The following is a 21,715-nucleotide window of genomic DNA, read 5'->3' as shown; positions in this document are numbered from 1 at the left end:
GCCTACTCGGCCTCCTGCGTTCCGGCCTCCGTGGCGGGGATGACCGGGATCGCCGCGAGCAGTGTCTTCGTATACGCATGCGAGGGATCGAGCAGCACGTCGGTCGTCGCTCCTCGCTCGACGATGCTCCCGTCCTTCATCACCACGACGGTGTCGCACAGGTTCTGCACCACGCCGATGTCGTGCGACACGAGCACGAGGGTCAGATCGGTCGTGCGCCGCAGCTCGATGAGCAGTTCGAGGATCTGGGCGCGCACCGTCACATCGAGGGCGGACAGCGGCTCGTCTCCGACGAGGATGCGCGGACGATGCACGAGGGCCCGTGCCAGCGCGATGCGTTGGCGCTGGCCACCGGAGAACTCGTGCGGGTAGCGTTCGGCCATATCCGGGTCGAGCCCGACGTCGGCGAGCACCTCTCGGACGCGCGCGGCATGATCGCCCTCGATGCTGAGCGCCCACAGAGGCTCGCGGATGATCTGCGCGGCCGTCATCCGCGGGTCGAGTGACGCGTAGGGATCCTGGAAGACGAGGCCGGTCTGGCGACGCAACCAGTGCAGCGACCTCGCTGAGGACGAGGCATCCACGGCTCGGCCGTCGACGACGACGCTCCCGGCCGTCGGACGGTCAAGGCCCAGCAGCAGGCGGATGAGCGTGGACTTTCCCGATCCCGATTCCCCGATGATCCCCACGGACGACCCCTCCACGATGTCGAGATCCGTGGGTTCGAGCGCGGTCTGCACGCGGGTGCGCTCGAAGGCCGCGCGCTTCGGCACGACGAAGTCGCGGCGGAGACCGCGTGCCTCGATCAGGGTCATCTCTCGCCTCCGCGTGGGCGCCACAGCGTGGCGGTGGCGTCGCGCAGGAGACCCTGAGTGACGGGTGATCCCGGTGCGCTCAGCAGGGTGCTCACCGGTGCATGTTCGACGACGCGTCCGTGCTCGAGGACCACGCCGTCGGTGGCCACCTGCGCGAGCACGGCGAGATCATGGGTGATGAAGGCGAGAGACATCCCCTCGTCCTCGACGAGACGCAGCAGCAGTGTGAGGATCTCGGCCTGGATGGTGACGTCGAGGGCCGTGGTGGGCTCGTCCGCGATGAGGAGACGCGGACGGCGGGCGAGGGCCATGGCGATCGCGACACGTTGGCGCTGCCCACCCGAGAGCTGGTGCGGGTAGCGGTCGACGATCGTCGTCGGGTCGGGCAGTCGCACGCGCTCGGCTTCCTGGATCGCGCGCTCGCGCGCCTCACGCCGGCCGATGCCCTCATGGATCCTGATCGATTCGGCGATCTGCCTCCCCACGGTGCGGATGGGGTTCAGCGCCGTGCGGGGCTCTTGGAACACGATCCCGATCTCGTCGCCGCGGAGTCTCGCGAGCGCGCGATCGGGGAGCCCGATGAGCTCCGTGCCGTTCCAGCGGATGCTTCCGGAGGCTTGAGCTCCTTCGGGAAGAAGCCCGAGGACGGCGAGAGCGGTGAGCGACTTTCCTGAACCCGATTCGCCGATCAGCCCCAAGCGGCTGCCGTCGGGGATGTCGAAGGACACGCCGTCGACGACTCGACGCCCGTCGATCTGCACGACGAGATCGCGAACCCGCAGACCCTCTGCCCGCGGCGGTCGGGTGCCTTCCGGGCCCCGGAGTCCGTCGGCTGCGGGTGGGGATGAGTGCGTCATGCGACCACCGCCGGGGTATGGATCTCGGCGGCGCGATGCCGCAGGGTGGGGTCGGTCGCCTCGCGCAGCCCGTCGCCGAGGAGGTTGAGGGCGAGCACGGTGACGGTGATCGCGAGACCCGGCCAGATCACCGAGAGCGGGTGCACACCGATGTAGCGCTGCAGATCGGACAGGAGAAGCCCCCAGCTCGGCTCGACCACGGATGCTCCGAATCCGAGATACGACAGCCCGGCCTCGGCGAGCACCGCCACGGCCATGGACCACGACAGCTGCACGATGAACACCGGCGCGACATTCGGCAGGAGGTGACGCATCAGGCTCTGGCCGCTCGTGAGTCCGGATGCGCGGGCTGCCAGTACGAAGTCGCTCTGCTGCACACGACGCAGCTCCGGGCGGGTGACGCGCGCGATGTTGACGCCGAAGCCGATCCCCACCGCCCAGATCACGACCCACAGAGAGCCACCCCACACCGAAGAGATCATCATGGCGATCAGCAGAACAGGGAAGGCGATGAGGATGTCGACGAGCACCGCGACCGTCTCGCGCAGCCAGCGGGCGGTGAGGGCCCCGAGCGCAGACAGCGCGATGCCCACGAACGTGGCGATGACACCCGCGCCGACGCAGACGAAGACGGTGGTGCGCGCCCCGGCCATGAGCACGCTCAGGATGTCGCGACCGGTGTCGTCCGTGCCGAGCAGATGCGGCCAGCCCGGCGCCGTCCACCGGGCGCGTACATCGGAATACTGAGGGTCGAACGGGGTCCAGAACAGCGAGACGACTGCCGTGATCGCGACGACCGCGACGACGAGGAGCCCGAAACGTCCGGTCGGGGTCTGCCAGAGTCGGTGGAGCCAGCGGGGCATCAGGACTCTCTCTGCCGGGGGTCGATCGTGCGGTGGAGGAGGTCGACGACGAAGCCGACGATCAGCACGAATCCGGTGAGCACGAGCAACTCGCTCTGCACCTTCACGAGGTCGCGCGTTCCCACATCGGCGACGAGCATGCGGCCGATGCCGGGAAGGTTGAACAGCTGCTCGATCACGACGGCCCCGACGATGATCCCCGCGACCTGCAGCCCCAGCACGGTGACGATCGACAGACCGACCGCGGGGATTCCGTGCGAGACCAGCGCCCTGTTCCGCGTCAACCCTTTCGCGGCCGCCGTACGGACGAAGTCCTGGTTCGCCGCCTGAAGAGTCGCGCTGCGCACGAAGCGCATCAGCATCGCCCCCTCGACGATCCCGATCGTGAGCGCGGGCAGCAGCAGCGATTCGATCGCCTGCCACGGGGTGCTCCAGCCCGTGCGGGGAAAACCCTGCGGGGGCAGCCAGCCGAGCCACACGGAGAAGACGACGATCAGCATCATGCCCGCCCACACCACGGGGATGGCCGCGAAGGTCTGCGCACCGACGCTGAGCGCCGTGCCACCGCGTCGGCCTCGCTGCAGTGCGGCGATGACGCCGAAGGGCACGGCGATGAGCACGGCGATGGCGAGCGACATGATGCCGAGGGGCACGGTCACCTGCGCCTTCTCGACGAGTTCCTCACCGACCGAGGCTCCCGAGAGCAGAGATGTGCCGAGATCGCCGCGGAACAGCCCGCCGATCCATTCGACGTACTGCGCGGACAGTGGCCGGTCGAGTCCGAGGGATTCGCGCAGCTCCTGTACTTCGGCAGGGGATGCCTGAGTGCCGGCGATGAGCTGTGCGACGTCGCCGGGGAAGACCCGCAGGGTCAGGAAGATGAGAAGGCTCGACGCGAGGAGCCCTGCGATGAGCAGGGCTCCTCGGACGAGCACATAGCGGATCACGAGCGGTGGATCACCGGCACTACTCTGCCGCGACGGTCACGTCGGCGAGGTTGATGCGCGAGTTGATCGAGTCCTGAGGGAAGCCCGAGACGAGGGGACTCACGGCCGTGAGGGTCGCGCCGTTGTACAGCCAGTCTGCCGCGTGCTCCTCGGAGACGATGCGCGCGGCCTCTGCCAGCAGGTCTGCCGAGGCATCGGGGTCGACCTCCGCGAGCGCTTCCGCATACAGGGCCTGCACCTCGGCGTTGTCGTAACCGAAGTAGTACGCGGGGTCTGCGAAGTTGCCGAAGTCCCGCGGCTCGACGTGGAGCACGAAGCTCAGGTCGTAGTCGTGGTTCGTGTAGACGTCTTCGAGCCAGGTCGGGAACTCCACCGAGTCGACCTTGAGGGTGACGCCGACCTTCTGGAAGTCGGAGATGAGCACCTTGGGAACGGTCGTCCCGTAGAAAGTGGGGATCGTGAGCGTCAGCTCCAGGTCTTCCTGGCCGGCTTCGGCGAGGAGCTCCTTCGCCTTCTCCGGGTCGTAGGAGATCACGTCGGAGAGATCCTCATACCCGGGGTCGAGCTCGGGGATCGGACCGTAGAGCGTCGTGCCCGAGCCGACGGCTTCGACGAGCGCATCGTGGTCGATCGCGAGTCGGAGCGCCTCCCGCACGCGGACGTCGTCCAGCGGTGCCTTGGCGTTGTTGAATGCGAGGGTCGCCTTGTCGGTCGTGCGTCCCGTCGTCAGCGTGAACGAGTCCTCCAGCTGGGGAGCGAGATTCGGGTCGACGGCCGTGAGCACCTGCACACCGCCGTCGAGGGCCGCGTTCACGCCCGCGGAGAAGTCGGGGATGTACTGGAACTCGACCTCGGCGACTCCTGCGGCCTCTCCCCAGTACGCATCGTTGCGTGCGAAGGTGATGGCGCTGCCCTTGTTCCAGCGGCTCAGGGTGAACGGTCCGGTGCCGTTCTCGGCGTTCTTGAGATCGGTCGTGTCGCCCGTCTGGAAGACGAGACCGGCAGGGCCGGTCAGAGAGAACAGGAAGTTCTGGTTCGGCGCGGTGAGAGAGATCTGGACGGTAGCCGCATCGGGAGCCGTGATCTGCGCGACCGAGGCGAACTCCGCGTTGCCCTGCAGCGTGGCATCGGTGCGGACCGCCTCGTACGACGAGACCACGTCGGCCGACGTGAGCGGCGTGCCGCTGTGGAAGGTGATGCCCTCGTTCAGAGTGAACGTGTAGGTGAGTCCGTCGGGTGACACCTCGTAGTCGCTGGCGAGGCGCGGAACGATCTCGTTCGCCTCGTCACGGCTGACCAGCCCCTCGTAGATGTTGTCGATCAGGATCTGTTCGAGCGCGGCACCGCTCGTGCGTCGGATGTCGAGGTTGGTCGGCTCGAGCACGAGCCCCACCTGGAGCGTGGCGTCAGGGTCGGGATCTCCGACCGGGGCAGTGGCCTCGGGCTCGGCCGTGCTGGTGCAGGCGCTGAGGATGACAGCGCTCGCCGCGATCGCGGAGATCAGCGCGAGACGTCGCGTGCGTCGGAACATGGAGTGTTTCCTCTCGGTGCGGCAGATGCTGTGTGCCGTTGGATCGAGCCTAGGTAAGGACGGGGTGGGGGAGCGCTGTTCCGGAAGAAATCGTCACAATGCGGATGCTTCGGATGCTGCGGTGGTGATCAGCGCGGCGAGCTGCACCGGGGCGGTCTCCTGCACGTTATGGGTGGCGTCGATGCTGACTACGTGGGCGTCGGGCAGCCGGCGCGCGAACTCCTGGGCGTCCTCGGCGCTCACGAACCCGCGCTCCGCCCGCACCAGGGTCAGCGGGCCCGAAGTCCGCGCCAGATCCTCCCATCCGGTCGAATTCAGCGCTGAGGGTGCTGCGACGTCGCCTGCATCGTGCGCGGCGAGCGTCTGCGCGGCAAGGTGCGCGAAGTGGTGCTTCCACTCGATCCGCCCGTCCGCGCGTACACGCGTGTTCAGGAAGACCCCACGCTCGGTCTCGGGCCGCGTGCCGCCGAATCCCAGCGACATCGCGCGGTCGACGAGTTCGTCGCGCGTCTCGAAGTCGGTCGGACCGGCATAGAACTCGCGCAGCGCCGCGGGTCCTGCGGAGGTGTCGATTCCTGGGGTGATGTCGACGACGATGAGCGCTGCGACGAGGTCGGGGCGATCGGCCGCGAGCGCAGCGCCGGTGAGGCCGCCGAGCGACTGACCTACGACAAGCTGAGATGAATCGGTCCATTCGTCCAACGCATCCGCGATGTCGACCGCGAGGTTGCGCGGCGCGTAGTCCGCGTCGTCACGCCACGACGAGTCGCCGTGACCGGCGAGGTCGATCGCGAGTACGGGCATGCCCAGGGCGAGGATCGTGGTGTCCCAGGTGTGGGCGTTGAGGCCTGCACCGTGCAGGAGGGTGATGCGCGGTGCTCCAGCGCCGTAGTGAATCGCGCTGAGGAGACGTCCGTCGGGAAGCCGGTGAGTCACACGCTCAGCATTCGGAGGGTTCACTCCGAGTCGCTCGGCCTGCGCGGGAAGATAGCTGAACTCGGAGATGTCGATCGCCACCTGCATATTCTGCTCTGGTGGAGGGGGCGTCAGGAAATGCCAGAGCAAAACGCTCAGTAATGTATCAACCGGATTGGCAGTATGTGCCGAGTGATCGACTCCACGCTTGTCGATCTGATCCGACTACCGCTTCGGGTCAGTCAGCGTCCTACTCGCACAACGGAATATCATTGACGCATGAGCGAGACGCGAGTGCACCTCTCCAAGACCGAGCCGGCCGCCTACCAGGCGCTCGACGCCTTCGCGCGGACGGTGGGTTCGATCTGCGCCGAGAACGGCATCGACGACAGGCTCAAAGAGATCGTGATGATCCACTGCTCGCAGCTCAACGGGTGCAGCTTCTGCACCCGCCTTCATGTCGATCGCGCGCTCGCGGCGGGGCTCGACACCGACACGCTCATGCAGATCGCCACATGGCGTGAGAGCGGTGTCTTCAGCGAACGCGAGCAGGCCGCTCTCGAGCTCGCGGAGGCATTCACCTTCATCTCGGAGGAGGGCATCTCCGATGACGTCTACGACCGCGTCGGCAGCGTCTTCACAGAGAAGGAGTATGCGGCTCTGAGCTGGGCCTGCGTGTCGATCAACGCCTTCAACCGCATCGTGGTCGCCGGCCGCTATCCCGTGCCGCCGCGCGAGCGACAGGTGCAGGCGTGACCGTCATCGATGTCGAAGGAGTCAACAACGTCCGTGACGTCGGCGGTATGTCGGCGCGCGGCGGCCGCATCCGATCCGGAGTCCTGCTCCGGTCCGGCCAGCTCTCGGGCGTGACCACCGCGGGAGCAGAGGCGATCCGTCGGCAGGTCGCGCACATCGTCGATCTGCGCGACGGAGAGGAGGTCGCCGCTGAGCCGACCGAGATCCCCGGGCCGGATACGACTCACCTGCCGTTGTTCCTCGGATCCGTGCGCTCGTTCTTCGAGAGCGACACCAGCCTCGATGATCTCTATCTGCATCTTCTCGAGGAGAGCGGTGATCGACTCGTCGAAGCGATCCGCATCATCGCGCAGGGAGATCCGACTCTCGTGCACTGCACGGTGGGGAAGGACCGCACAGGAGTGACCGTCGCCCTCGCGCTCGCTGCCGTCGACGCGGACCGGGACTCGATCATCGCGGACTACGCACTCACCGAATCGCAGCTGCCGCCCGAGAGGTCGAGGAACATCATCGCCTATCTCCGGTCGCGGCACCCGGAGGCCGTGCACGCCGTCGCGCTCGCGACGCAGTCACCCGCTCCGGTGATGCGGGCCATGCTCGAGGGGGTCGACGCGCGCTGGGGGTCGGCGGCCGGGTATCTGCGTGACAACGGCATGACGGATGCCGAGCTCGCAGCTCTGCGCGAGGCTCTCGTCGAGCCCACGGAGAGTTCACGGCGCGACGAAGGTTAGGCAACCCTTTGCCTGGTGTACGATGAAAGCATCATGAGCACCTTCCTCGACACCCGCGGCACGCGCGCAGAGCGCCGTGCGGCGCGTCGCCGTGCACATCACCTGGTGACGGCCGACGAGAACTCGCTGCTCGAGCTCGAGACGTTCCTGGCGACCTTGCCGCTGTGCGCCTCAGGTCGGGTCTTCATCGAGGTCGCCGAGACGGTCGACATCCGCGCCATCGATGCGCCGGCTCGAATGACGGTGACGTGGCTCGCTCGGGCAGAGCGGTCGGGGGCCGTCGGCACGGGACGTGCCTGCTCGCAGGGTCAGGCTCTGGCGCGGGCTACCTGTGCCTGGGCCGACGAGATGCTGTGCGACGGAGAGCTGGAGACCAACGTGACGCTTCTCGGTGGCTACCTCGGTACCGCCGACATCGTCGACCACCTCACCGGAACGCTCGGGATCGACCCCGCGACCATCTACGCTCCGGAGCGGTTCGGGCTTCTGTCAGCCGACCGCTGACCGCTGCTGCGGCGCACGTAGTTGCCGTCTTCCAGACCTGCTTCGATCTCGAAGCGGTTGCGCAGCGGATCGCGGCCCGCGACGAAGTAGAGCACGGGCAGCAGGATGCCGTAGCGCAACCACTGAGCCTTGTGCACGGCTTCGTGGCGCAGCACCGCCTCGCTCGGTCGGGAGTCGCCGGTGAGGAAGCATCCGCCCACGCACACACCACCGCGGTTGAACGTCCACTGAGGCATTCCGCGGAAGATCCACAACCCTGCGCGACGCTCGACGGGCCCTGTGCTCCACAGCGATCCCCAGACCCAACCTACGGCTGTGCCCCACAGATATCCGAGGCGGCTGACGGGGGAGCGGAGCAGGAAGGCGGGGATGCGGCGGTCGAAGCGCCGCCCCTCCGCGAGGAGGCGCTCGGCGGTCGGACGCCAGTCCTCGCTCATGCCACTGCCCCGACCAGCCGCAGCAGCGCGCCGAGATCATCGACGGCATCCGCCGGCGACCGTGGCGCGAAGCCCGCGATCGTCGCCCCGGCGAGAGGCATTCGTTCGCGCAGCGATCGGATCGCCGCGCTCACGACGGCCGGGGAGAGCCCGAACGGCACCGCGGACGACACGCCGCTGAGTTCTGCGGGATCGAGCACATCGACGTCGATGTGCACCCAGACTCTGCGGGCGCCGGTGGCGACGACCGCCTCGGCGAGCGCATCGATGCGCTCGAGCCCTTCGACAGACAACTGAGCGATGCCGTCGAGCGCCGCGACCTCGGCATCGTCGAGGTTGCGCATGCCGACGGCGATGACCCGCTCTCGCGGCACACCCGGTGACAGCGCGAGCTGCGGCTCGCCTTCGCCGAGGACCGCCCGCAAGGCCATTCCCGCGAACGCGCCGGATGGTGAGGTCTCCGGTGTGTGCAGATCGCCGTGTGCGTCGAACCAGACGACGGCGATGTCTTCCGTCCCGCCCGGCAGAGCAGCGAGCGCAGCGACGGTCACGCTGCAGTCGCCGCCGATCACGACCGTGTCGGAGGTCTGTGCGGCTGCGACCTGCTCACGGGTGCGCAGGAGCGAGCTCAGCCGACGCACACCGGTGCCGAGCGACTCACCCGCCTCGACGGGCACCTCGAGCACGGTGGTGGATGCGCGAGGCAGATCGCCCGCGATCGCGGACGCGCCGTCGACGAGGAGCATCGCTCGAGTGGCGGGGGATCCCTGCCACTGCGGGACGACGAGGAATCGCACCATGGGTGCCTCCAGCTGGGAAAGAGCGGATGCCCCGGAGCGCTCTGCGTCCGGGGCATCCGTCTGGTGGGTCAGGAACCTTCGATCGCTCCACGGGGAGCGGATCCGCCGGCCTTCAGCTCGGCGAGCCGTGCCTCGACCTCAGTGAGCTCACCGAGGTCCTCCAGGCTCTCGAACTGCGCGTCGAGGCTCGACGCAGCGAGCTCGATCTTGCCCTGTGCGAGCGCTTCCTGGCGACGGACCTTGTCTTCGAAACGGCCGAGCTCGCTGGTCGGGTCGAGCACGTTGATCGACGAGACGGCGTCCTGGACCTTGGTCTGAGCCTCGGCGACCTTCGCGCGGGCGAGCAGCTCGCTGCGCTTGTTCTTGAGCTCGCCCAGCTTGTCCTTCATGCCGTTGAGGCCGGACTTGAGCTTGTCGACGATCTCGGTCTGCGCGGCGATCTGCGGTTCGGCACCGGTCGCCTCGCGCTCGGCGCTGATCTGGCGCTGGAGGGCGATCTTTGCGAGGCTGTCGAACTTGTCGGCGTCGGTGGCGTTGCCGCTCGTGCGCATCTCATCTGCCTTGCGGCTCGCGGCGAGGGCCTTGTTGCCCCACTCGGTGGCCGACTGGACGTCTTCTTCGTGGTCACGCTCGAGCAGACGGAGGTTGCCGATCGTCTCGGCGATCGCCGACTCGGCGTCGGCGATGCTGTTGGTGTAGTCGCGAACGAGCTGATCGATCATCTTCTGCGGGTCTTCCGCGGAGTCGAGCAGCGAGTTGATGTTCGCCCGGACGAGGGTCGAGATACGTCCGAAGATGGACTGCTTGGTCATGCTGTGTTCCTTTCAGAGGGTCGTGATCGATGTCTGTGGTGGATAGCGTCGTTCAGAAGCGTCGCCCTCCTGAGCGGCCACTGCGGCCACTGGAACGACTGCCGCCGGAACGGCCGCCTCCACCGAAGCCGGAGCTGCGGAAGCCTCCGCCGCCGCTGGAACGCCAGCTGCTGCGCCGGGAGGAGCCGCCTCCGCCGCCGCCGCCGGACAGCAGGCCGCCGATGATGCCACCCAGGATGTCGCCGCCGAGGCCGGAGCCTCCTGTGGATCCGCCGTAGACGCTTCCGCCGCCACCGCCCCACCCTGCGTTCTCGTATCGGCTCGGGTTCATCGCGGCGACGTCGGCCTGGGCGGAGTCTGCCGCCTGCCGAGCGAGATCGAGTGCACGGCCGGCCTCGGTCAGCGCGGCCTCGGTGTTCGACGAGCGGAGGCTGAGCGCCTGGGTCAGAGTGCTCTCGGCCTGCGACAGCCGGGTGCGCGCGGTCGATCCGACGGTGCCGCGGCGCGTCTCGATGTACTCGCGCGCTGCGCGGATCTCGGAGTCCGCCTGAGCGAGAGTCTGCTCGAGCATCTGCTGCGCGCGTCGAGCGCGTTCGACGGCCTGCGTTCCCTGCGCGATCGCGGCGTCGATCTGGGTGTTCGCGGCGGTGAGAGCCTCCAGCGCGCGCTGGGGGCTCCGATTCGTTCCGGAGAGAGCCGTCTGCGCCTGCTGCAGCTGTCGCAGAGTCGCGGCCGCGACCGCGGAGATCGTTCCCCCGGAGTCCGGCAGCTGCTGCGCGGCCGCGATATCGGCCTGCAGCTCGGTGATCAGCGCCTGCGCCTGCGTCTCGATCCCGGAGAGCTCCGCCCCCAGGGCCGTGATCGCCTGAACCAGCTGGGCTGCCTGAGCTGCTGACTGCTCGGCGGTGCGGATCGCGAAAGCGGCTTCGCCGGATCTGCCGGCGGCGATCGCCTGCCCAGCGGCGTCGATCGAACGGTCTGCGAGCAGCGCGCGTTCTTGCGCCTGTGCCGGATTGTCGACGACGGTCGACAGGGCGGCAGGCTCGTATATCTCGGCGAGTGCCGAGAGGGCAGAGGCCGCACCGGCGAGAAGAGGCGCGACTGCGGCCCGCTCGGCCTTGACCCGCTCGAGCTCCTGCGGGGCATTCTGCTCGATCTTGCGAAGGGCGTCGAACGCCTCGGTGTTCTCGTCGAGGATGTCGTCGATCTCGTCGCAGATCCGGATGATGCGGATATGCCAGGCACGACGGTCGTGGACGGTGTCCTCGACCTCATCGTCGAGCTTCTGCTTGAGATCGAAGGCCTCCGACATCTTGGCCTTGGCGGACTCGACGGCACCGGTGAACGCAGAGGTGGCGGCTTCGCCGAACTGCGCGACCGCGAAGCCGAGCTCTTCCCGACTCGAGGTGATCGCATCGTCGGCCTGCACGAGAGCGGCACCCGCCTGCGTCTGCACCTGCTCGTCGGTGAGAGTGGAGAACGGATCATTCGGATCCGGCTTCTCCGGCATCGCCCCGCGCCTGCGGATCTCGGTATTCCGACGGGAGCGGCGAACGAGCGCGATCACGAGCCATACGACCAGGCCGACCGCGATGACCGCGACCACGATCACCGTGGTTCGCAGAGCGCCCGCGCCGCCGTCACCCTCGATCTCATCGGCCGCGAGGACGATCATGCCCTCCCAGTCCTCCTGCGCGGCGAGGCCCTGGATCTTGTCTTCCACATCATCGAGCTTGCTGTCGCTGAGGGGGCCGTCGGACGCGGCCGAGATGTAGTAACTGCGTCCGTCGACCGCGATGGCGAGCAGATACTGCTCCGAGCCGAGGTTGTTGTTCTCGGCGACCGTGTCTGCCCAGGCCACGTTGTCGGACGGCGACGTGAAGTCATCGACGAGCACGACGAAGAGATCTGCCGAGGAGTTGTCGCTGAGAGTCTGGAGTCGAGCCTCGACGGCATCCTCTTCGCTCGCGCTGAGGGCATCGGCATCGTCGGTCACATACCCGGAGTCGAGCGTGACCGGGTCGGTCGCGGAAGCGGCGGATGCGGAAAGGACTCCCGTCGCCGTAGCGACGGTCAGTGCGGCAAGCGCCAGCCACCGTGTCTTCATCGTGTTCCCTCCGACCGGCAGCCGAGCCCCATGTCACGAGTCTATGCACACACTCCGACACGCGACAGCATCCGCACGGGGATAGCCGTTCGCCCTCAGCGGAGACACATACGCTGGAGAGCATGGAAGACAGGTACGGATCCGATGTGCTCGCCTCGGGATGGAGGGAACGAGCGGCGAAGCCGGTGCCACAGGTCGCCGCCGAGCTCGACCTGGTCGTCGAGGTCGCGCAGGACGGGTACTGCGGGGCAGTGACGCGCGTGCAGGGCGGCAATGTCGAGCTCGAGGATCGTCTCGGGCGCAAACGACTCTTCCCCCTCGGCGGAGGATTCCTGATCGACGGGTCTCCGGTGCGCCTGACTCCGCCCGCAGCCAAGGATCAGGGCACGCGGCGCACGGCATCCGGATCCTTGGTGGTCGCCGACCAGCGCGCTCGCATCGCGCTGCCGAGTCGGATTCTCGTCGAAGGCAAGCACGACGCCGAGCTCGTCGAGAAGGTCTGGGGAGCGGACCTGCGGGTCGAGGGAGTGGTCGTCGAGTTCCTGCAGGGCGTCGATCTGCTCGACGAGCTGCTCGCCGCTGAGCCCCCGACGGCGTCGCGCCGCTACGGGGTGCTCGTCGATCATCTCGTGCCGGGGTCGAAGGAGTCGCGCATCGCCGAGGCGGTCGCCCGCGGCCCGCATGGACGCCACGTGCGGATCGTCGGACATCCCTTCGTCGACGTGTGGCAGTGCGTGACGCCTCGAGCGCTCGGCATCGCGAAGTGGCCAGAGATACCTCGAGGCACCGACTGGAAGACCGGGATCTGCCGGGCGTTCGGCTGGCCGTACGAGACGCAGGGTGACACCGGTCGCGCCTGGCAGCACATCCTGTCGAAGGTCCACACCTACCGCGACCTGGAGCCTGCCCTGCTCGGGCGGGTCGAGGAGCTCATCGACTTCGTCACCGCACCACCGGCCTGATCGTCGGTCGGTGGCCCGGGACGCCGCCGACTACCCTGGAAGCATGCCCGAACCCCGCACCTTCCGTGACGAACCGGTGTCGTTCGTGCGCCGCAGCGGCCGGATGTCCGACGCTCAGGAGCGCGCCTTCGACGAGCTGGGTCCGCACTACCTGCTCGATGTCCCGCGAGACGTCGCCTGGACGTCTGTGCACCCGGAAGCACGTCTCGATCCGGCGGCGGAGTACGGGCGGGATGCCGACCTGTACGTCGAGATCGGCTCGGGCCAGGGTCACGCGATCGTGTCGGCCGCCTCGACGCGGCCGGATGACGACTTCCTCGCCGTCGAGGTCTTCCGTGCAGGCCTTGCCCGCACGATGCTCGACGCCGATCGAGAGGGAGCCCGAAACCTGCGCGTCGTCGAGGCCAACGCCCCGGAGGTGCTTTCCTCTTACCTGCCCGAGGCCGCAGCCGCCGAGGTCTGGATCTTCTTCCCCGACCCCTGGCACAAGAAGAAGCACACCAAGCGTCGTCTCGTCCGCCAGGGTTTCGGTGACACTGCCGCCCGCGCCCTCCGCGACGGAGGCCTTCTGCGCCTCGCCACCGACTGGGAGGACTACGCCCTGCAGATGCGTGACGTGCTCGACGCCGATCCCCTGTTCGAGCGCGCATTCGACGGCGTCTGGGCCGACAGGTTCGACGGCCGCGTGATGACGGCGTTCGAGCGCAAGGGGATCGCGAAGGGGCGCGACATCCGCGACCTCGTCTATCGGCGGAAGTCGCGCGCGTGATCACTGCGCAGCGCACGCCGGTGACCACACCGGCTGTCGTCGCGGCGCTGCTCGTCTGCGCCGCCGCGCCGACGTTCTTCGTGGCGCAGATCCCGTGGCTCGGCTGGGCGCTGCTCGCGCTCGGTGTCGGGAGCGCCTGGCTGATCGAGCGCCGCCAGACTCTCGTGCCCGATCAGACGGCGAGCATGGGCGCCCGCCTTGAGACCGCCCGGGTAGATGGTCTCGACCGTCGCCCTTCTCTCGCCCGCGATCTCTCGCTGATCGCGCTGGGCATGCTGATCGTCAGCGTCATCCCGCTCGCCGCAGAGCTCGACAATCTCGCCATGCTGCGGTTCACGCTCGCTCTGGGTGGCGCGGTCGCGGTGCCGTACGCGGTGTCGCGGTTCGTCTTCCGTGACCGCGCGATCAGCTTCCCCTGGCGTGCGCATCGTCGTTGGGGTCGCCTGCAGTGGGGGTGGTTGGTCGCGGTGCTGGTGCTGGGATGGCTGATCCTGCCGTTCTACTTCATCACCAGCGGCGTCTACCAGAACTGGCCCGTGGTCGACTCTCCGGATCTCATCGCGCGACTGTTCGTGGGAGTGGGGGCGGTCGGCATCTGGGACGAGTTGTTCTTCATCTGCACCGTCTTCGCCCTGCTTCGCCGACACTTCCCCGACGCGCTCGCCAACGTGCTGCAGATGATCGTGTTCGTCTCGTTCCTGTGGGAACTCGGCTACCGCGAGTGGGGCCCGCTGCTGACGATCCCGTTCGCGTTGCTGCAGGGGTTCATCTTCATGCGCACGCACTCGCTCGCCTATGTCGTGACGGTTCATCTGCTCTTCGATGCGGTCGTCTTCGCGGTGCTCGTGCACGCCCACAATCCTGGGCTGCTGCCGATCTTCCTGATCTGACGGGTCGCGGCGCCGATACGATCGAGACATGCTCATCGTCGGACTCGTTCTCGCCGCGGCCGCCGCCGCGTTCCACGTCTTCATCTTCGCGCTCGAATCGCTGAAGTGGACCGAGCCCGAGACGAGGAAGATCTTCGGCGTCGCCAGCGAGGCGGATGCGGTCACGATGAAGGCTCTCGCGTTCAACCAGGGCTTCTACAACCTCTTCTTGGCGCTCACGGCGCTGCTCGGTGTGGGCCTCGTGATCGTCGGTCTCTCGACCATCGGACTGACGCTCGTCTTCGCGGGCACGGGCATGATGCTGGCGGCTGCGCTCGTGCTGGTGCTCTCCGACTCGTCGAAGCTGCGGGCGGCGGCGATGCAGGGCACGCTGCCGCTGCTGGCCGTGATAGCGACCGCGATCGGCGTATCGATCGGCTGAGACGCACGACGGCTCCGTCGCGGGGGTGACAACTCGAGCGACACCGGCCACACTCGTTGCATGGCCGACTGGGTGCTGCACGTGGACATGGATCAGTTCATCGCTGCGGTCGAGGTGCTGCGCAGGCCAGAACTCGCGGGACGCCCGGTGATCGTGGGTGGTCGCGGAGATCCCACCGAGAGGGCCGTCGTCTCGACGGCGTCGTATCGGGCGCGAGAGTTCGGAATCGGATCAGGGATGCCGTTGAAGATCGCCGCGCGCAAGGCTCCGGACGATGCGGTGTTCCTGCCTGTCGACCACGAGGCGTACGAGTCCGCCTCAGCGGAGGTGATGTCGGCGCTGCGCACGGTGCCCGGAGTCGTGGTCGAGGTGATCGGCTGGGACGAGTGCTTCCTGGGCGTGACGACGGGTGACCCTGAGGCAGTGGCACGCGCTGCTCAGGCCGCAGTGCTCGAGGCGACCGCGCTGCACTGCTCGGTCGGCATCGGCGACAACAGGGTGCGGGCGAAGATCGCCACCGAGTTCGGCAAGCCGCGCGGTATCTTCCGCCTCACCGAAGAGAACTGGTTCGAGGTGATGGGCGACAAGTCCACCCGCGACTTGTGGGGAGTGGGGCCGAAGGTGCAGAAGCGGCTCGCCACACATGGCATCGTCTCGGTTCGCGAACTCGCGGACGCTGATGAGGACCTGCTGATCGCCGAGTTCGGACCTCGGATGGGCGTCTGGTATCACGGACTCGGGTCGGGAATCGGCCCGGCCGTGGTCGACAGCACTCCGTGGGTGGCTCGGAGTCACAGCCGCGAGACGACCTATCAGCAGAACCTCACGACACCGGCAGAGGTGCAGGATGCTCTGACGGATCTGGCGGGGCACGCCTTCGACGACTGCGCCGCCGAAGGGCGCCCGGTCGTTCGCGTGCATCTGAAGGTGCGATATGCGCCGTTCGAGACGAGGACGTTCGGTCGGAAGCTGTCTCAGCCGACGACCGAGCGATCAGCGGTCATCGATGCCGCTCGGGCGCTCGGCATCGCACTCGATCGAGACCGCGAGGTGCGACTGCTCGGCGTCCGCGCCGACATGGCGATGCCGGACGGCGGTGACTCGACAGAACGCACGCCTGTGCGCGGGAGGATCTGAGCCGAGTGGCCGGGCATCACGCTTGCGCGCCGCATGTCTCCGACAGACACCACCAGGGCGAGCGGGAGGCCCGCCCTGGCGGCCGTGCCACGTCAGAACTTCAGGAGCACCTTGCCCACGCGGCCCGCGGTGTTGCTGGCGCGCACGGCGTCTGCAGCGTCGGCCGCATCGAAGACACCCGCGACCGGCAGCGTGAGGGTGCCATCGCTCACACGCTGGATCAGCTCGCCGAACAGGGCGCCACGGGTGGCGGCATCCATCGTCTGGATGACCTTGCTGCCCCAGAAGCCCTTCACAGTGGCCTGCTTGAAGATGACGTCGCCCGAGGCGATCTCCATCGTGGGGGAGTTCATCGCACCGAAGGCGACGAGCGTGCCGCCCTCGCCCAGGAGCGAGAGGATGTCGCCCGCCGAGGATCCGCCCACTGAGTCGATGCCGAAGGCGATGTGTGCGCCACCGGTCAGCTGCGCCACCTGCTCGCGCCAGTCGTCATGGTCGGTGGCCACGACGTTGTCGATGCCCTGCTCGCGGAGCTCGTCGACGCCTGCCGCGCGGCGCACGAGTCCGATAACGTTCACACCACGCGCAGCGCCCAGCTGGGCGAGCATGCGGCCCACGGCGCCGTTGGCCGCGTTCTGCACGATCCAGTCGCCCTCTGCAGCTCCCAGGAACTGCAGCAGGCTGATGGTGCTGAACGGCATCGAGACGAGCTGCGCGGCGCTCTCGTCGCTGAGCGAGTCGGGAACGGGGATGAGGCCGGCGGCGTTCGCGACCACGTACTCCGCCCACGCGCCGAACGTGCCGCCGGTGGCGACGCGCTGACCGACGGTCAGGTTCTCGACGCCGTCACCCAGTGCATCCACGATGCCGAGTGCCTCGGTGCCCGAGGATGCGCCCGGGAGTTCGGGCTTGAAGCCGTACGTGCCACGGATGGTCCACAGGTCGTGATTGTGGATGGGGGAGAGGACGATCTTCAGCCGCACCTGGCCGGGCCCAGGCTCCGGAGTCGGACGCTCGGAAACGGTGAGGACCTGCTCGGGATCGCCGAAGGTGTCGTGGGTGAGGGCGCGCATGATGTTCTCCTTGTGGGATCGGTCGTGGGGGATGCGGGTGTGGATCAGGTCAGTCGTCGGAGACCGTGATCGTGACGTCGATGTTGCCTCGCGTCGCGTTGGAGTACGGGCAGACCTGGTGGGCGGCATCTGCGAGCGACTGGGCCTGCTCGTGAGGCAGGTCGGGGATGACGACCTCGAGCTGCACGGCCAGGCCGAAGCCGCCGTCACCGTTCGAGCCGATCTGCACGCGCGCGCCGACCGACGAATCGGTGATCTTCACCTTCTGCGAGCGGGCGACGCTCTGCAGTGCGGAGTGGAAGCATGCGGCGTAGCCGGCGGCGAACAGCTGCTCGGGATTCGCGCCGTCGCCGCTGCCGCCCATCTCCTTAGGGATGGCGAGGTCGAGGTCGAGTCGCCCCTCGCCCGTGGTGACGCGGCCGTTTCGGCCTGCTCCGGTGGCGAGTGCTTCGGCGGTGTAGAGAGCGTCCATCGTGTGGACTCCTTCCGGGTTGGGGTCAATCGGCGTGCTGCAGGCGTGCGGTGAGCTGCTGCAGCTCGGTGATCAGGCGGTGACGCTGGTCGTCGTCCTGCATGCCGGCGAGGGCGGCGATCGTCGTGTGGACCGGAGCGACCTCCGAGCGCAAGGCGGCGCCCGCCTCGGTCACGCCCACCGTGACGACGCGCTCGTCTGCCGAGCTGCGGGCTCGTGCGACGTAGCCCGCCTGCTCGAGACGGCGGACCAGGGGGAGAGCGTGCCGGAGTCGAGTTGCATGGCATCGCCCAGCGAACCGATCGTCTGCTCGCCCTCCATCCAGAGGATGGCGAGCACGAGGTACTGCGGGTAGGTCAGTCCCCAGGGTGCGAGGAGAGAGCGGTACGCCTGCGTCGTCGCGCGGGCGGCGGAGTACAGCGAGAAGCACACCATCTCATCGGTCACGGCCATGACATAAGTATTGCACGCGATTAGGTTGTGCACAATCGAATCGCCCGGAGAGCGCGCACCCGGAATCGAGATCCCGGGTGCGCGCGCGTCGTCAGTCTCTGGCCATCGCGGCGGCGAGATGCGCCTCGAGGTCGAGATAGGCGTCATCGGCGATGTCGAACACGACCTGGGCGATCTCTCCGCCGGTGAAGTCGAAGCCGTAGCCGTACAGCAACGAGACGGGGTCGGCGCTGTCGCGTCCGATCGTCAGGCCCTCACCGCAGAGCGAGAAGTGTCCGAGCACGGTGCGGATGCGCTTCTCTCCGACCTGCTCCTCGTCGATGTAGAGCTTCACCGGTCCGACACCCTCGCGGTGCTCGCCCATGCCCTCCTTGATGAACTCGACGCCGACGATGTGCCTCCCCGAGGTCGGCGCCGGCGCCGAGACGCGGTCTTCCGGCGGGATTCCGAGGAAGTTGTACAGATAGTGCACCTCGCCGTCCTTCACCACGAGCGCGTGTCCGCCGAACCGTGATCCGTGAGCGAAGATGACGCCCTCGGTCTCGGGCGTGAACTCGATCTCTGCGGCGATCTTGTACGACACGTTGTGCGTGTTCGCCGCAGATCTCTCGGGCACCTCGGTCGTGCCCGGGTAGTAGACGAAACGTCCGGACGGCGGCGCCGGCTGATGGAACTCCATCGCCACGAACGTCTCGAAGTCCTTCGGGTTGCCGATGATCTGCAGGTCGTTGAGCGGGAGGACGTCGTTCGCCTTCGCCTCCTCCATCCAGAGTGCCTTGAGCTCCTCGAGCCGGTCCGGATGCTCGGCGGCGAGGTTCACGGCCTCGGCGCGGTCGACATCCGTGTGGTACAGCTCCCACTCGTCGTTCTCGAATCCGCTCGTGCCCGCCATGGGGCCGTGCACGGCGACGGCCTTCCAGCCGTCGTGCCAGATGCCTCGCTGTCCGAGCATCTCGTAGTACTGCGTGTGCTTCTCGGTCGGGCCGTCCGGTGCCGCGTCGAACGAGTACTTCATCGACACCCCCGCCAATGGCGTCTGGCCGACGCCGTTGTAGACGTCGGGGAACTCGACGCCGCACGCCTCGAGGATGGTCGGCACGATGTCGGTCGAGTGGTGATACTGGTGCCGTACCTCTCCGCGCGCCCGCATTCCGGCCGGCCAGTGGATGACCAGAGGATCGCAGACACCGCCCTGGTACGTGTAGCGCTTGAACATCTTGTAGGGCGTGGAGAATGCCGCCGCCCAGCCGGTGGGGTAGTGGTTGTACGTCTCGGGCGAGCCGAGCTTGTCGACCATCCGCAGGTTCTCCGCCTCGTCGTCGGGGTACCCGCCGAAGATCTTCCCCTCGTTGACCGAGCCGTTCGGGCTGCCTTCCCCCGAGGCGCCGTTGTCGGCGCAGTACAGGATCAGCGTGTTGTCGAGCTGACCCGATTCCTCGAGGTAGTCCACGATGCGACCCACCTGCGCGTCGGTGTACTCGCTGAAGCCCGCGTAGACCTCTGCCATCCGCGAGAACATCGCCTTCTCCTCGTCGTTCAGCGAATCCCACGGACGCACTTCGTCGGTGGGATTGAAGGTGCCGTCCGGCATCGGGTTCAGAGAGGTGAGGTCGGTGTCGTCGGGCAGGATGCCCCGCTCGATCATCCGGGCGAGCACCCACTCCCGGTACGCCTCGTAGCCGTCGTCGAACTGTCCCTTGTACTTGTCGATGTACTCTTCGGGCGCGTGGTGCGGAGCGTGGTTGGCGCCAGGGCAGAACCACATGTACCAGGGCTTGTCGGGTTCGGTCTGCTTGACGTCCCGGATCATCGTCAGTGCCTGATCGGCGAGGTCCTTCGAGAGGTGATAGCCCTGCTCGGGGAGGTAGGGCTGATCGATGTAGTGGTTGTCCTCGGCGAGGGAGGGATACCAGTTGTTCGTCTCGCCGCCGATGAATCCGTAGAAGCGGTCGTACCCCTGCGCCAGCGGCCAGTGCTTCTTCGAGGCGCCGGCCGTCCACTCGTCGATCGGCACGTTGTGGTTCTTGCCCACCCAGAACGTCGCCCACCCGGCGTCACGGAGGACGTGCGCCATGGTCGCGTTCGAGTCGGGGATGTGCGAGTTGTATCCGGGGAATCCGGTCGACGACTCGGAGATCGTCGCGAATCCGTTCTGATGGTGGTTGCGACCCGTGAGGAACGTCGAGCGGGTGGGGGAACAGAGCGCCGTGGTGTGCCACTGCGAGTACGTCAGACCGTTCTGCGCGAGGCGGTCCATCGTGGGCATGTTGATCCTGCCGCCGTACGGCGACCAGGCCGCCATGCCGGTGTCGTCGTAGAGGACGACCAGCACGTTCGGCGAGCCCTGTGGCGGTGCGGTGGGCAGGAACGCATCCCAGTCCGCCTGCGAATCGCGGACGTCGAGCTCGATCTTCCCTTGGAAATCACGGACCATCTCTGCCTCCTTCATGTCACGGGAACGCGGTGATCCCGAGCGGTCTGAAAAACTGGTCACAGCAGCGCCGAAAGTGCCTTCTGCAACTGAAGCGCCCCGATCACCAGGAGCAGCGCGGCGTTCATCACATGGGTGTTGCCGGCCACCCATCGGCGGGCCGAGTCGAGCATCGGTTGCGAGTTCTCGCCGCGGACGGCGACATAGATCACCGGAACGGCGATCGGCAACGTGCCGACGACGATGAAGGCGAGGGCGACCCAGACGGCATCGCCGCCGATCTGGGCGAGCGAGATGTCGAGCGCCGCGATGATGGCGCAGGATGCATCGACCGGATTGAGCACGAAGAGCGCGAGTCCGAGGAACCCGGTGCGCACCGGTCGGAACGTCTCGACCGCATGCAACCACCCCGGCAGCTGCGGGGCGGCAGCGACGACCTGTTGGGGCGACGATGCGGCTGCCATCTGTCGGATGCGCACGGCGCCCTTGCGGTAGACCCAGACGGCGGCGCCGATGAGGAACAGGCCGATGACCAGGCGAAGGATCGGCACCCAGAGCGGGGGTTCGCGAAGGCCGTGCACCTCGAAGACGCCGAAAAGCCAGAGCGCCAACGTCAGCAGACCTGCGAGACCCACCACCCAGCCGATCAGGAACGCGATGCCGTTCGCCCGCGCGCGACGGGAGAGCAGCACAGCCACCAGGGCCATGATCGCGAGCGGACTCAGCACGACCCCGAGCGCGACGGGGATGAGGGTGATCAGCAGCTCACCCATGGCCGCCCTCCTCCGTCATCGAGAACCCCCTGTGCATGATCCGGTGTGCTGATCTCAGAGTGCACCGTCGACGTCGCCGGCGGTGGGTCGCTCACCCCATGCGGGTGAGGGCCTTCGCATCGAGTCGACGTGGAAACGCTCCCACCCTTTGCCGCAATGGCTGAAAAGCACCTCTTGTCCGATATACCGGCCATCGCTATGTTGAGCGCATGGCCTCCCCCACGCGCCTGTCTCGTCCTATGCCCGCTGTGCGATTCCG

The 21,715-nt window shown here is 67.5% G+C and carries 24 protein-coding genes; 8 read left to right on the top strand and 16 right to left on the bottom strand.

Annotated elements, in window-relative coordinates; all coding sequences use genetic code 11:
- Positions 1–2: 2 nt before the first annotated feature.
- From ACZZZN_RS08845 to ACZZZN_RS08820, 6 genes are all read right to left on the bottom strand, one after another.
- Positions 3–815: an ABC transporter ATP-binding protein gene (locus ACZZZN_RS08845; RefSeq protein WP_463504789.1), complete on the bottom strand. Its 813-nt coding sequence runs from the start codon at positions 813–815 to the stop codon at positions 3–5.
- Positions 812–1,672: an ATP-binding cassette domain-containing protein gene (locus tag ACZZZN_RS08840; RefSeq protein WP_463504788.1), complete on the bottom strand. Its 861-nt coding sequence runs from the start codon at positions 1,670–1,672 to the stop codon at positions 812–814. The genes ACZZZN_RS08845 and ACZZZN_RS08840 overlap by 4 nt, the downstream gene beginning before the upstream one ends.
- Entirely contained in the window at positions 1,669–2,535 is an 867-nt protein-coding gene (locus tag ACZZZN_RS08835) for an ABC transporter permease (protein WP_463504787.1), read from the bottom strand. Before ACZZZN_RS08835 ends, ACZZZN_RS08840 begins: the two co-directional genes overlap by 4 nt.
- On the bottom strand, positions 2,535–3,482 hold the full coding sequence (locus ACZZZN_RS08830) for an ABC transporter permease (protein ID WP_463504786.1): 948 nt from the start codon (positions 3,480–3,482) through the stop codon (positions 2,535–2,537). The genes ACZZZN_RS08835 and ACZZZN_RS08830 overlap by 1 nt, the downstream gene beginning before the upstream one ends.
- Positions 3,483–3,501: 19 nt before the next feature.
- Entirely contained in the window at positions 3,502–5,013 is a 1,512-nt protein-coding gene (locus ACZZZN_RS08825) for an ABC transporter substrate-binding protein (RefSeq protein WP_463504785.1), read from the bottom strand.
- Between the two features lie 93 nt (positions 5,014–5,106).
- Positions 5,107–6,036, bottom strand: coding sequence for an alpha/beta fold hydrolase (locus tag ACZZZN_RS08820; RefSeq protein ID WP_463504784.1), 930 nt, complete (start codon positions 6,034–6,036; stop codon positions 5,107–5,109).
- A 171-nt stretch (positions 6,037–6,207) separates the two neighbouring features.
- On the opposite strand from ACZZZN_RS08820, the gene ACZZZN_RS08815 reads away from it, so the two are divergent.
- The 3 genes from ACZZZN_RS08815 to ACZZZN_RS08805 are packed head-to-tail and all read left to right on the top strand — an operon-like array spanning position 6,208 to position 7,919.
- A complete protein-coding gene (locus ACZZZN_RS08815; protein ID WP_463504783.1) occupies positions 6,208–6,684 on the top strand; it encodes a carboxymuconolactone decarboxylase family protein in 477 nt (158 codons plus the stop codon).
- Positions 6,681–7,415, top strand: coding sequence for a tyrosine-protein phosphatase (locus tag ACZZZN_RS08810; protein ID WP_463504782.1), 735 nt, complete (start codon positions 6,681–6,683; stop codon positions 7,413–7,415). The genes ACZZZN_RS08815 and ACZZZN_RS08810 overlap by 4 nt, the downstream gene beginning before the upstream one ends.
- Before the next feature lie 33 nt (positions 7,416–7,448).
- Entirely contained in the window at positions 7,449–7,919 is a 471-nt protein-coding gene (locus tag ACZZZN_RS08805) for an SIP domain-containing protein (protein ID WP_463504781.1), read from the top strand.
- On the opposite strand, the gene ACZZZN_RS08800 is transcribed toward ACZZZN_RS08805, so the two are convergent.
- From ACZZZN_RS08800 to ACZZZN_RS08785, 4 genes are all read right to left on the bottom strand, one after another.
- Entirely contained in the window at positions 7,877–8,356 is a 480-nt protein-coding gene (locus ACZZZN_RS08800) for a Fe-S oxidoreductase (RefSeq protein WP_463504780.1), read from the bottom strand. The two genes, ACZZZN_RS08805 and ACZZZN_RS08800, sit on opposite strands and share 43 nt — an antisense overlap.
- Complete coding sequence (locus ACZZZN_RS08795; protein ID WP_463504779.1) at positions 8,353–9,156, bottom strand: arginase family protein; 804 nt, start codon at positions 9,154–9,156, stop codon at positions 8,353–8,355. The genes ACZZZN_RS08800 and ACZZZN_RS08795 overlap by 4 nt, the downstream gene beginning before the upstream one ends.
- Positions 9,157–9,224: 68 nt before the next feature.
- On the bottom strand, positions 9,225–9,968 hold the full coding sequence (locus ACZZZN_RS08790; RefSeq protein ID WP_463504778.1) for a PspA/IM30 family protein: 744 nt from the start codon (positions 9,966–9,968) through the stop codon (positions 9,225–9,227).
- A gap of 52 nt (positions 9,969–10,020) precedes the next feature.
- Positions 10,021–12,075, bottom strand: a complete 2,055-nt coding sequence (locus tag ACZZZN_RS08785) for a TPM domain-containing protein (RefSeq protein ID WP_463504777.1) — start codon at positions 12,073–12,075, stop codon at positions 10,021–10,023.
- Positions 12,076–12,197: 122 nt separating this feature from the next.
- Between ACZZZN_RS08785 and ACZZZN_RS08780 the strand changes: the two genes are divergently transcribed.
- Genes ACZZZN_RS08780 through ACZZZN_RS08760 form a run of 5 tightly spaced genes read left to right on the top strand, consistent with a single transcriptional unit; the run spans position 12,198 to position 16,254 of the window.
- Positions 12,198–13,037 (top strand): DUF3097 domain-containing protein, encoded by an 840-nt coding sequence (locus tag ACZZZN_RS08780; protein ID WP_463504776.1) that lies wholly within the window; start codon positions 12,198–12,200, stop codon positions 13,035–13,037.
- A 43-nt stretch (positions 13,038–13,080) separates the two neighbouring features.
- Positions 13,081–13,806, top strand: a complete 726-nt coding sequence (gene trmB / locus ACZZZN_RS08775; protein ID WP_463504775.1) for a tRNA (guanosine(46)-N7)-methyltransferase TrmB — start codon at positions 13,081–13,083, stop codon at positions 13,804–13,806.
- A complete protein-coding gene (locus ACZZZN_RS08770) occupies positions 13,803–14,696 on the top strand; it encodes a CPBP family intramembrane glutamic endopeptidase (protein WP_463504774.1) in 894 nt (297 codons plus the stop codon). The genes trmB and ACZZZN_RS08770 overlap by 4 nt, the downstream gene beginning before the upstream one ends.
- A 28-nt stretch (positions 14,697–14,724) precedes the next feature.
- The gene (locus tag ACZZZN_RS08765; RefSeq protein ID WP_463504773.1) at positions 14,725–15,117 is read left to right on the top strand and encodes a DUF1304 domain-containing protein; all 393 of its coding nucleotides are present in this window, start codon (positions 14,725–14,727) and stop codon (positions 15,115–15,117) included.
- A 60-nt stretch (positions 15,118–15,177) separates the two neighbouring features.
- The gene (locus ACZZZN_RS08760; RefSeq protein WP_463504772.1) at positions 15,178–16,254 is read left to right on the top strand and encodes a DNA polymerase IV; all 1,077 of its coding nucleotides are present in this window, start codon (positions 15,178–15,180) and stop codon (positions 16,252–16,254) included.
- Positions 16,255–16,346: 92 nt separating this feature from the next.
- Here the strand turns inward: ACZZZN_RS08760 and ACZZZN_RS08755 are convergent, their stop codons facing one another.
- The 6 genes from ACZZZN_RS08755 to ACZZZN_RS08730 all read right to left on the bottom strand — a co-directional run bounded on the left by ACZZZN_RS08755 (position 16,347) and on the right by ACZZZN_RS08730 (position 21,456).
- A complete protein-coding gene (locus tag ACZZZN_RS08755) occupies positions 16,347–17,327 on the bottom strand; it encodes a zinc-binding dehydrogenase (protein WP_463504771.1) in 981 nt (326 codons plus the stop codon).
- A 49-nt stretch (positions 17,328–17,376) separates the two neighbouring features.
- On the bottom strand, positions 17,377–17,799 hold the full coding sequence (locus tag ACZZZN_RS08750) for an organic hydroperoxide resistance protein (protein ID WP_463504770.1): 423 nt from the start codon (positions 17,797–17,799) through the stop codon (positions 17,377–17,379).
- Between the two features lie 25 nt (positions 17,800–17,824).
- A complete protein-coding gene (locus tag ACZZZN_RS08745; RefSeq protein WP_463506570.1) occupies positions 17,825–18,052 on the bottom strand; it encodes a transcriptional regulator, SarA/Rot family in 228 nt (75 codons plus the stop codon).
- Positions 17,971–18,252: a MarR family winged helix-turn-helix transcriptional regulator gene (locus ACZZZN_RS08740; RefSeq protein ID WP_463504769.1), complete on the bottom strand. Its 282-nt coding sequence runs from the start codon at positions 18,250–18,252 to the stop codon at positions 17,971–17,973. The genes ACZZZN_RS08745 and ACZZZN_RS08740 overlap by 82 nt, the downstream gene beginning before the upstream one ends.
- 91 nt (positions 18,253–18,343) lie before the next feature.
- A complete protein-coding gene (locus ACZZZN_RS08735) occupies positions 18,344–20,686 on the bottom strand; it encodes an arylsulfatase (RefSeq protein ID WP_463504768.1) in 2,343 nt (780 codons plus the stop codon).
- Positions 20,687–20,742: 56 nt separating this feature from the next.
- Positions 20,743–21,456: a GAP family protein gene (locus ACZZZN_RS08730; protein WP_463504767.1), complete on the bottom strand. Its 714-nt coding sequence runs from the start codon at positions 21,454–21,456 to the stop codon at positions 20,743–20,745.
- Positions 21,457–21,715 lie beyond the last annotated feature (259 nt).

The sequence above is a fragment of the Microbacterium sp. AC145 genome, assembly GCF_979258505.1.
The sequence above is the reverse complement of the archived record's forward strand: the minus strand, read 5'-3'. Positions and strand labels throughout refer to the sequence as shown.

What these genes read in the sequence shown, in the direction of transcription:
- ACZZZN_RS08845 (WP_463504789.1), bottom strand. Translation starts at nt 815, where the DNA reads ATGACCCTGATCGAGGCACGCGGTCTCCGCCGCGACTTCGTCGTGCCG.
- ACZZZN_RS08840 (WP_463504788.1), bottom strand. Translation starts at nt 1,672, where the DNA reads ATGACGCACTCATCCCCACCCGCAGCCGACGGACTCCGGGGCCCGGAA.
- ACZZZN_RS08835 (WP_463504787.1), bottom strand. Translation starts at nt 2,535, where the DNA reads ATGCCCCGCTGGCTCCACCGACTCTGGCAGACCCCGACCGGACGTTTC.
- ACZZZN_RS08825 (WP_463504785.1), bottom strand. Translation starts at nt 5,013, where the DNA reads ATGTTCCGACGCACGCGACGTCTCGCGCTGATCTCCGCGATCGCGGCG.
- ACZZZN_RS08820 (WP_463504784.1), bottom strand. Translation starts at nt 6,036, where the DNA reads ATGCAGGTGGCGATCGACATCTCCGAGTTCAGCTATCTTCCCGCGCAG.
- ACZZZN_RS08815 (WP_463504783.1), top strand. Translation starts at nt 6,208, where the DNA reads ATGAGCGAGACGCGAGTGCACCTCTCCAAGACCGAGCCGGCCGCCTAC.
- ACZZZN_RS08805 (WP_463504781.1), top strand. Translation starts at nt 7,449, where the DNA reads ATGAGCACCTTCCTCGACACCCGCGGCACGCGCGCAGAGCGCCGTGCG.
- ACZZZN_RS08800 (WP_463504780.1), bottom strand. Translation starts at nt 8,356, where the DNA reads ATGAGCGAGGACTGGCGTCCGACCGCCGAGCGCCTCCTCGCGGAGGGG.
- ACZZZN_RS08795 (WP_463504779.1), bottom strand. Translation starts at nt 9,156, where the DNA reads ATGGTGCGATTCCTCGTCGTCCCGCAGTGGCAGGGATCCCCCGCCACT.
- ACZZZN_RS08790 (WP_463504778.1), bottom strand. Translation starts at nt 9,968, where the DNA reads ATGACCAAGCAGTCCATCTTCGGACGTATCTCGACCCTCGTCCGGGCG.
- ACZZZN_RS08785 (WP_463504777.1), bottom strand. Translation starts at nt 12,075, where the DNA reads ATGAAGACACGGTGGCTGGCGCTTGCCGCACTGACCGTCGCTACGGCG.
- ACZZZN_RS08780 (WP_463504776.1), top strand. Translation starts at nt 12,198, where the DNA reads ATGGAAGACAGGTACGGATCCGATGTGCTCGCCTCGGGATGGAGGGAA.
- trmB (WP_463504775.1), top strand. Translation starts at nt 13,081, where the DNA reads ATGCCCGAACCCCGCACCTTCCGTGACGAACCGGTGTCGTTCGTGCGC.
- ACZZZN_RS08765 (WP_463504773.1), top strand. Translation starts at nt 14,725, where the DNA reads ATGCTCATCGTCGGACTCGTTCTCGCCGCGGCCGCCGCCGCGTTCCAC.
- ACZZZN_RS08760 (WP_463504772.1), top strand. Translation starts at nt 15,178, where the DNA reads ATGGCCGACTGGGTGCTGCACGTGGACATGGATCAGTTCATCGCTGCG.
- ACZZZN_RS08755 (WP_463504771.1), bottom strand. Translation starts at nt 17,327, where the DNA reads ATGCGCGCCCTCACCCACGACACCTTCGGCGATCCCGAGCAGGTCCTC.
- ACZZZN_RS08750 (WP_463504770.1), bottom strand. Translation starts at nt 17,799, where the DNA reads ATGGACGCTCTCTACACCGCCGAAGCACTCGCCACCGGAGCAGGCCGA.
- ACZZZN_RS08740 (WP_463504769.1), bottom strand. Translation starts at nt 18,252, where the DNA reads ATGGCCGTGACCGATGAGATGGTGTGCTTCTCGCTGTACTCCGCCGCC.
- ACZZZN_RS08735 (WP_463504768.1), bottom strand. Translation starts at nt 20,686, where the DNA reads ATGGTCCGTGATTTCCAAGGGAAGATCGAGCTCGACGTCCGCGATTCG.
- ACZZZN_RS08730 (WP_463504767.1), bottom strand. Translation starts at nt 21,456, where the DNA reads ATGGGTGAGCTGCTGATCACCCTCATCCCCGTCGCGCTCGGGGTCGTG.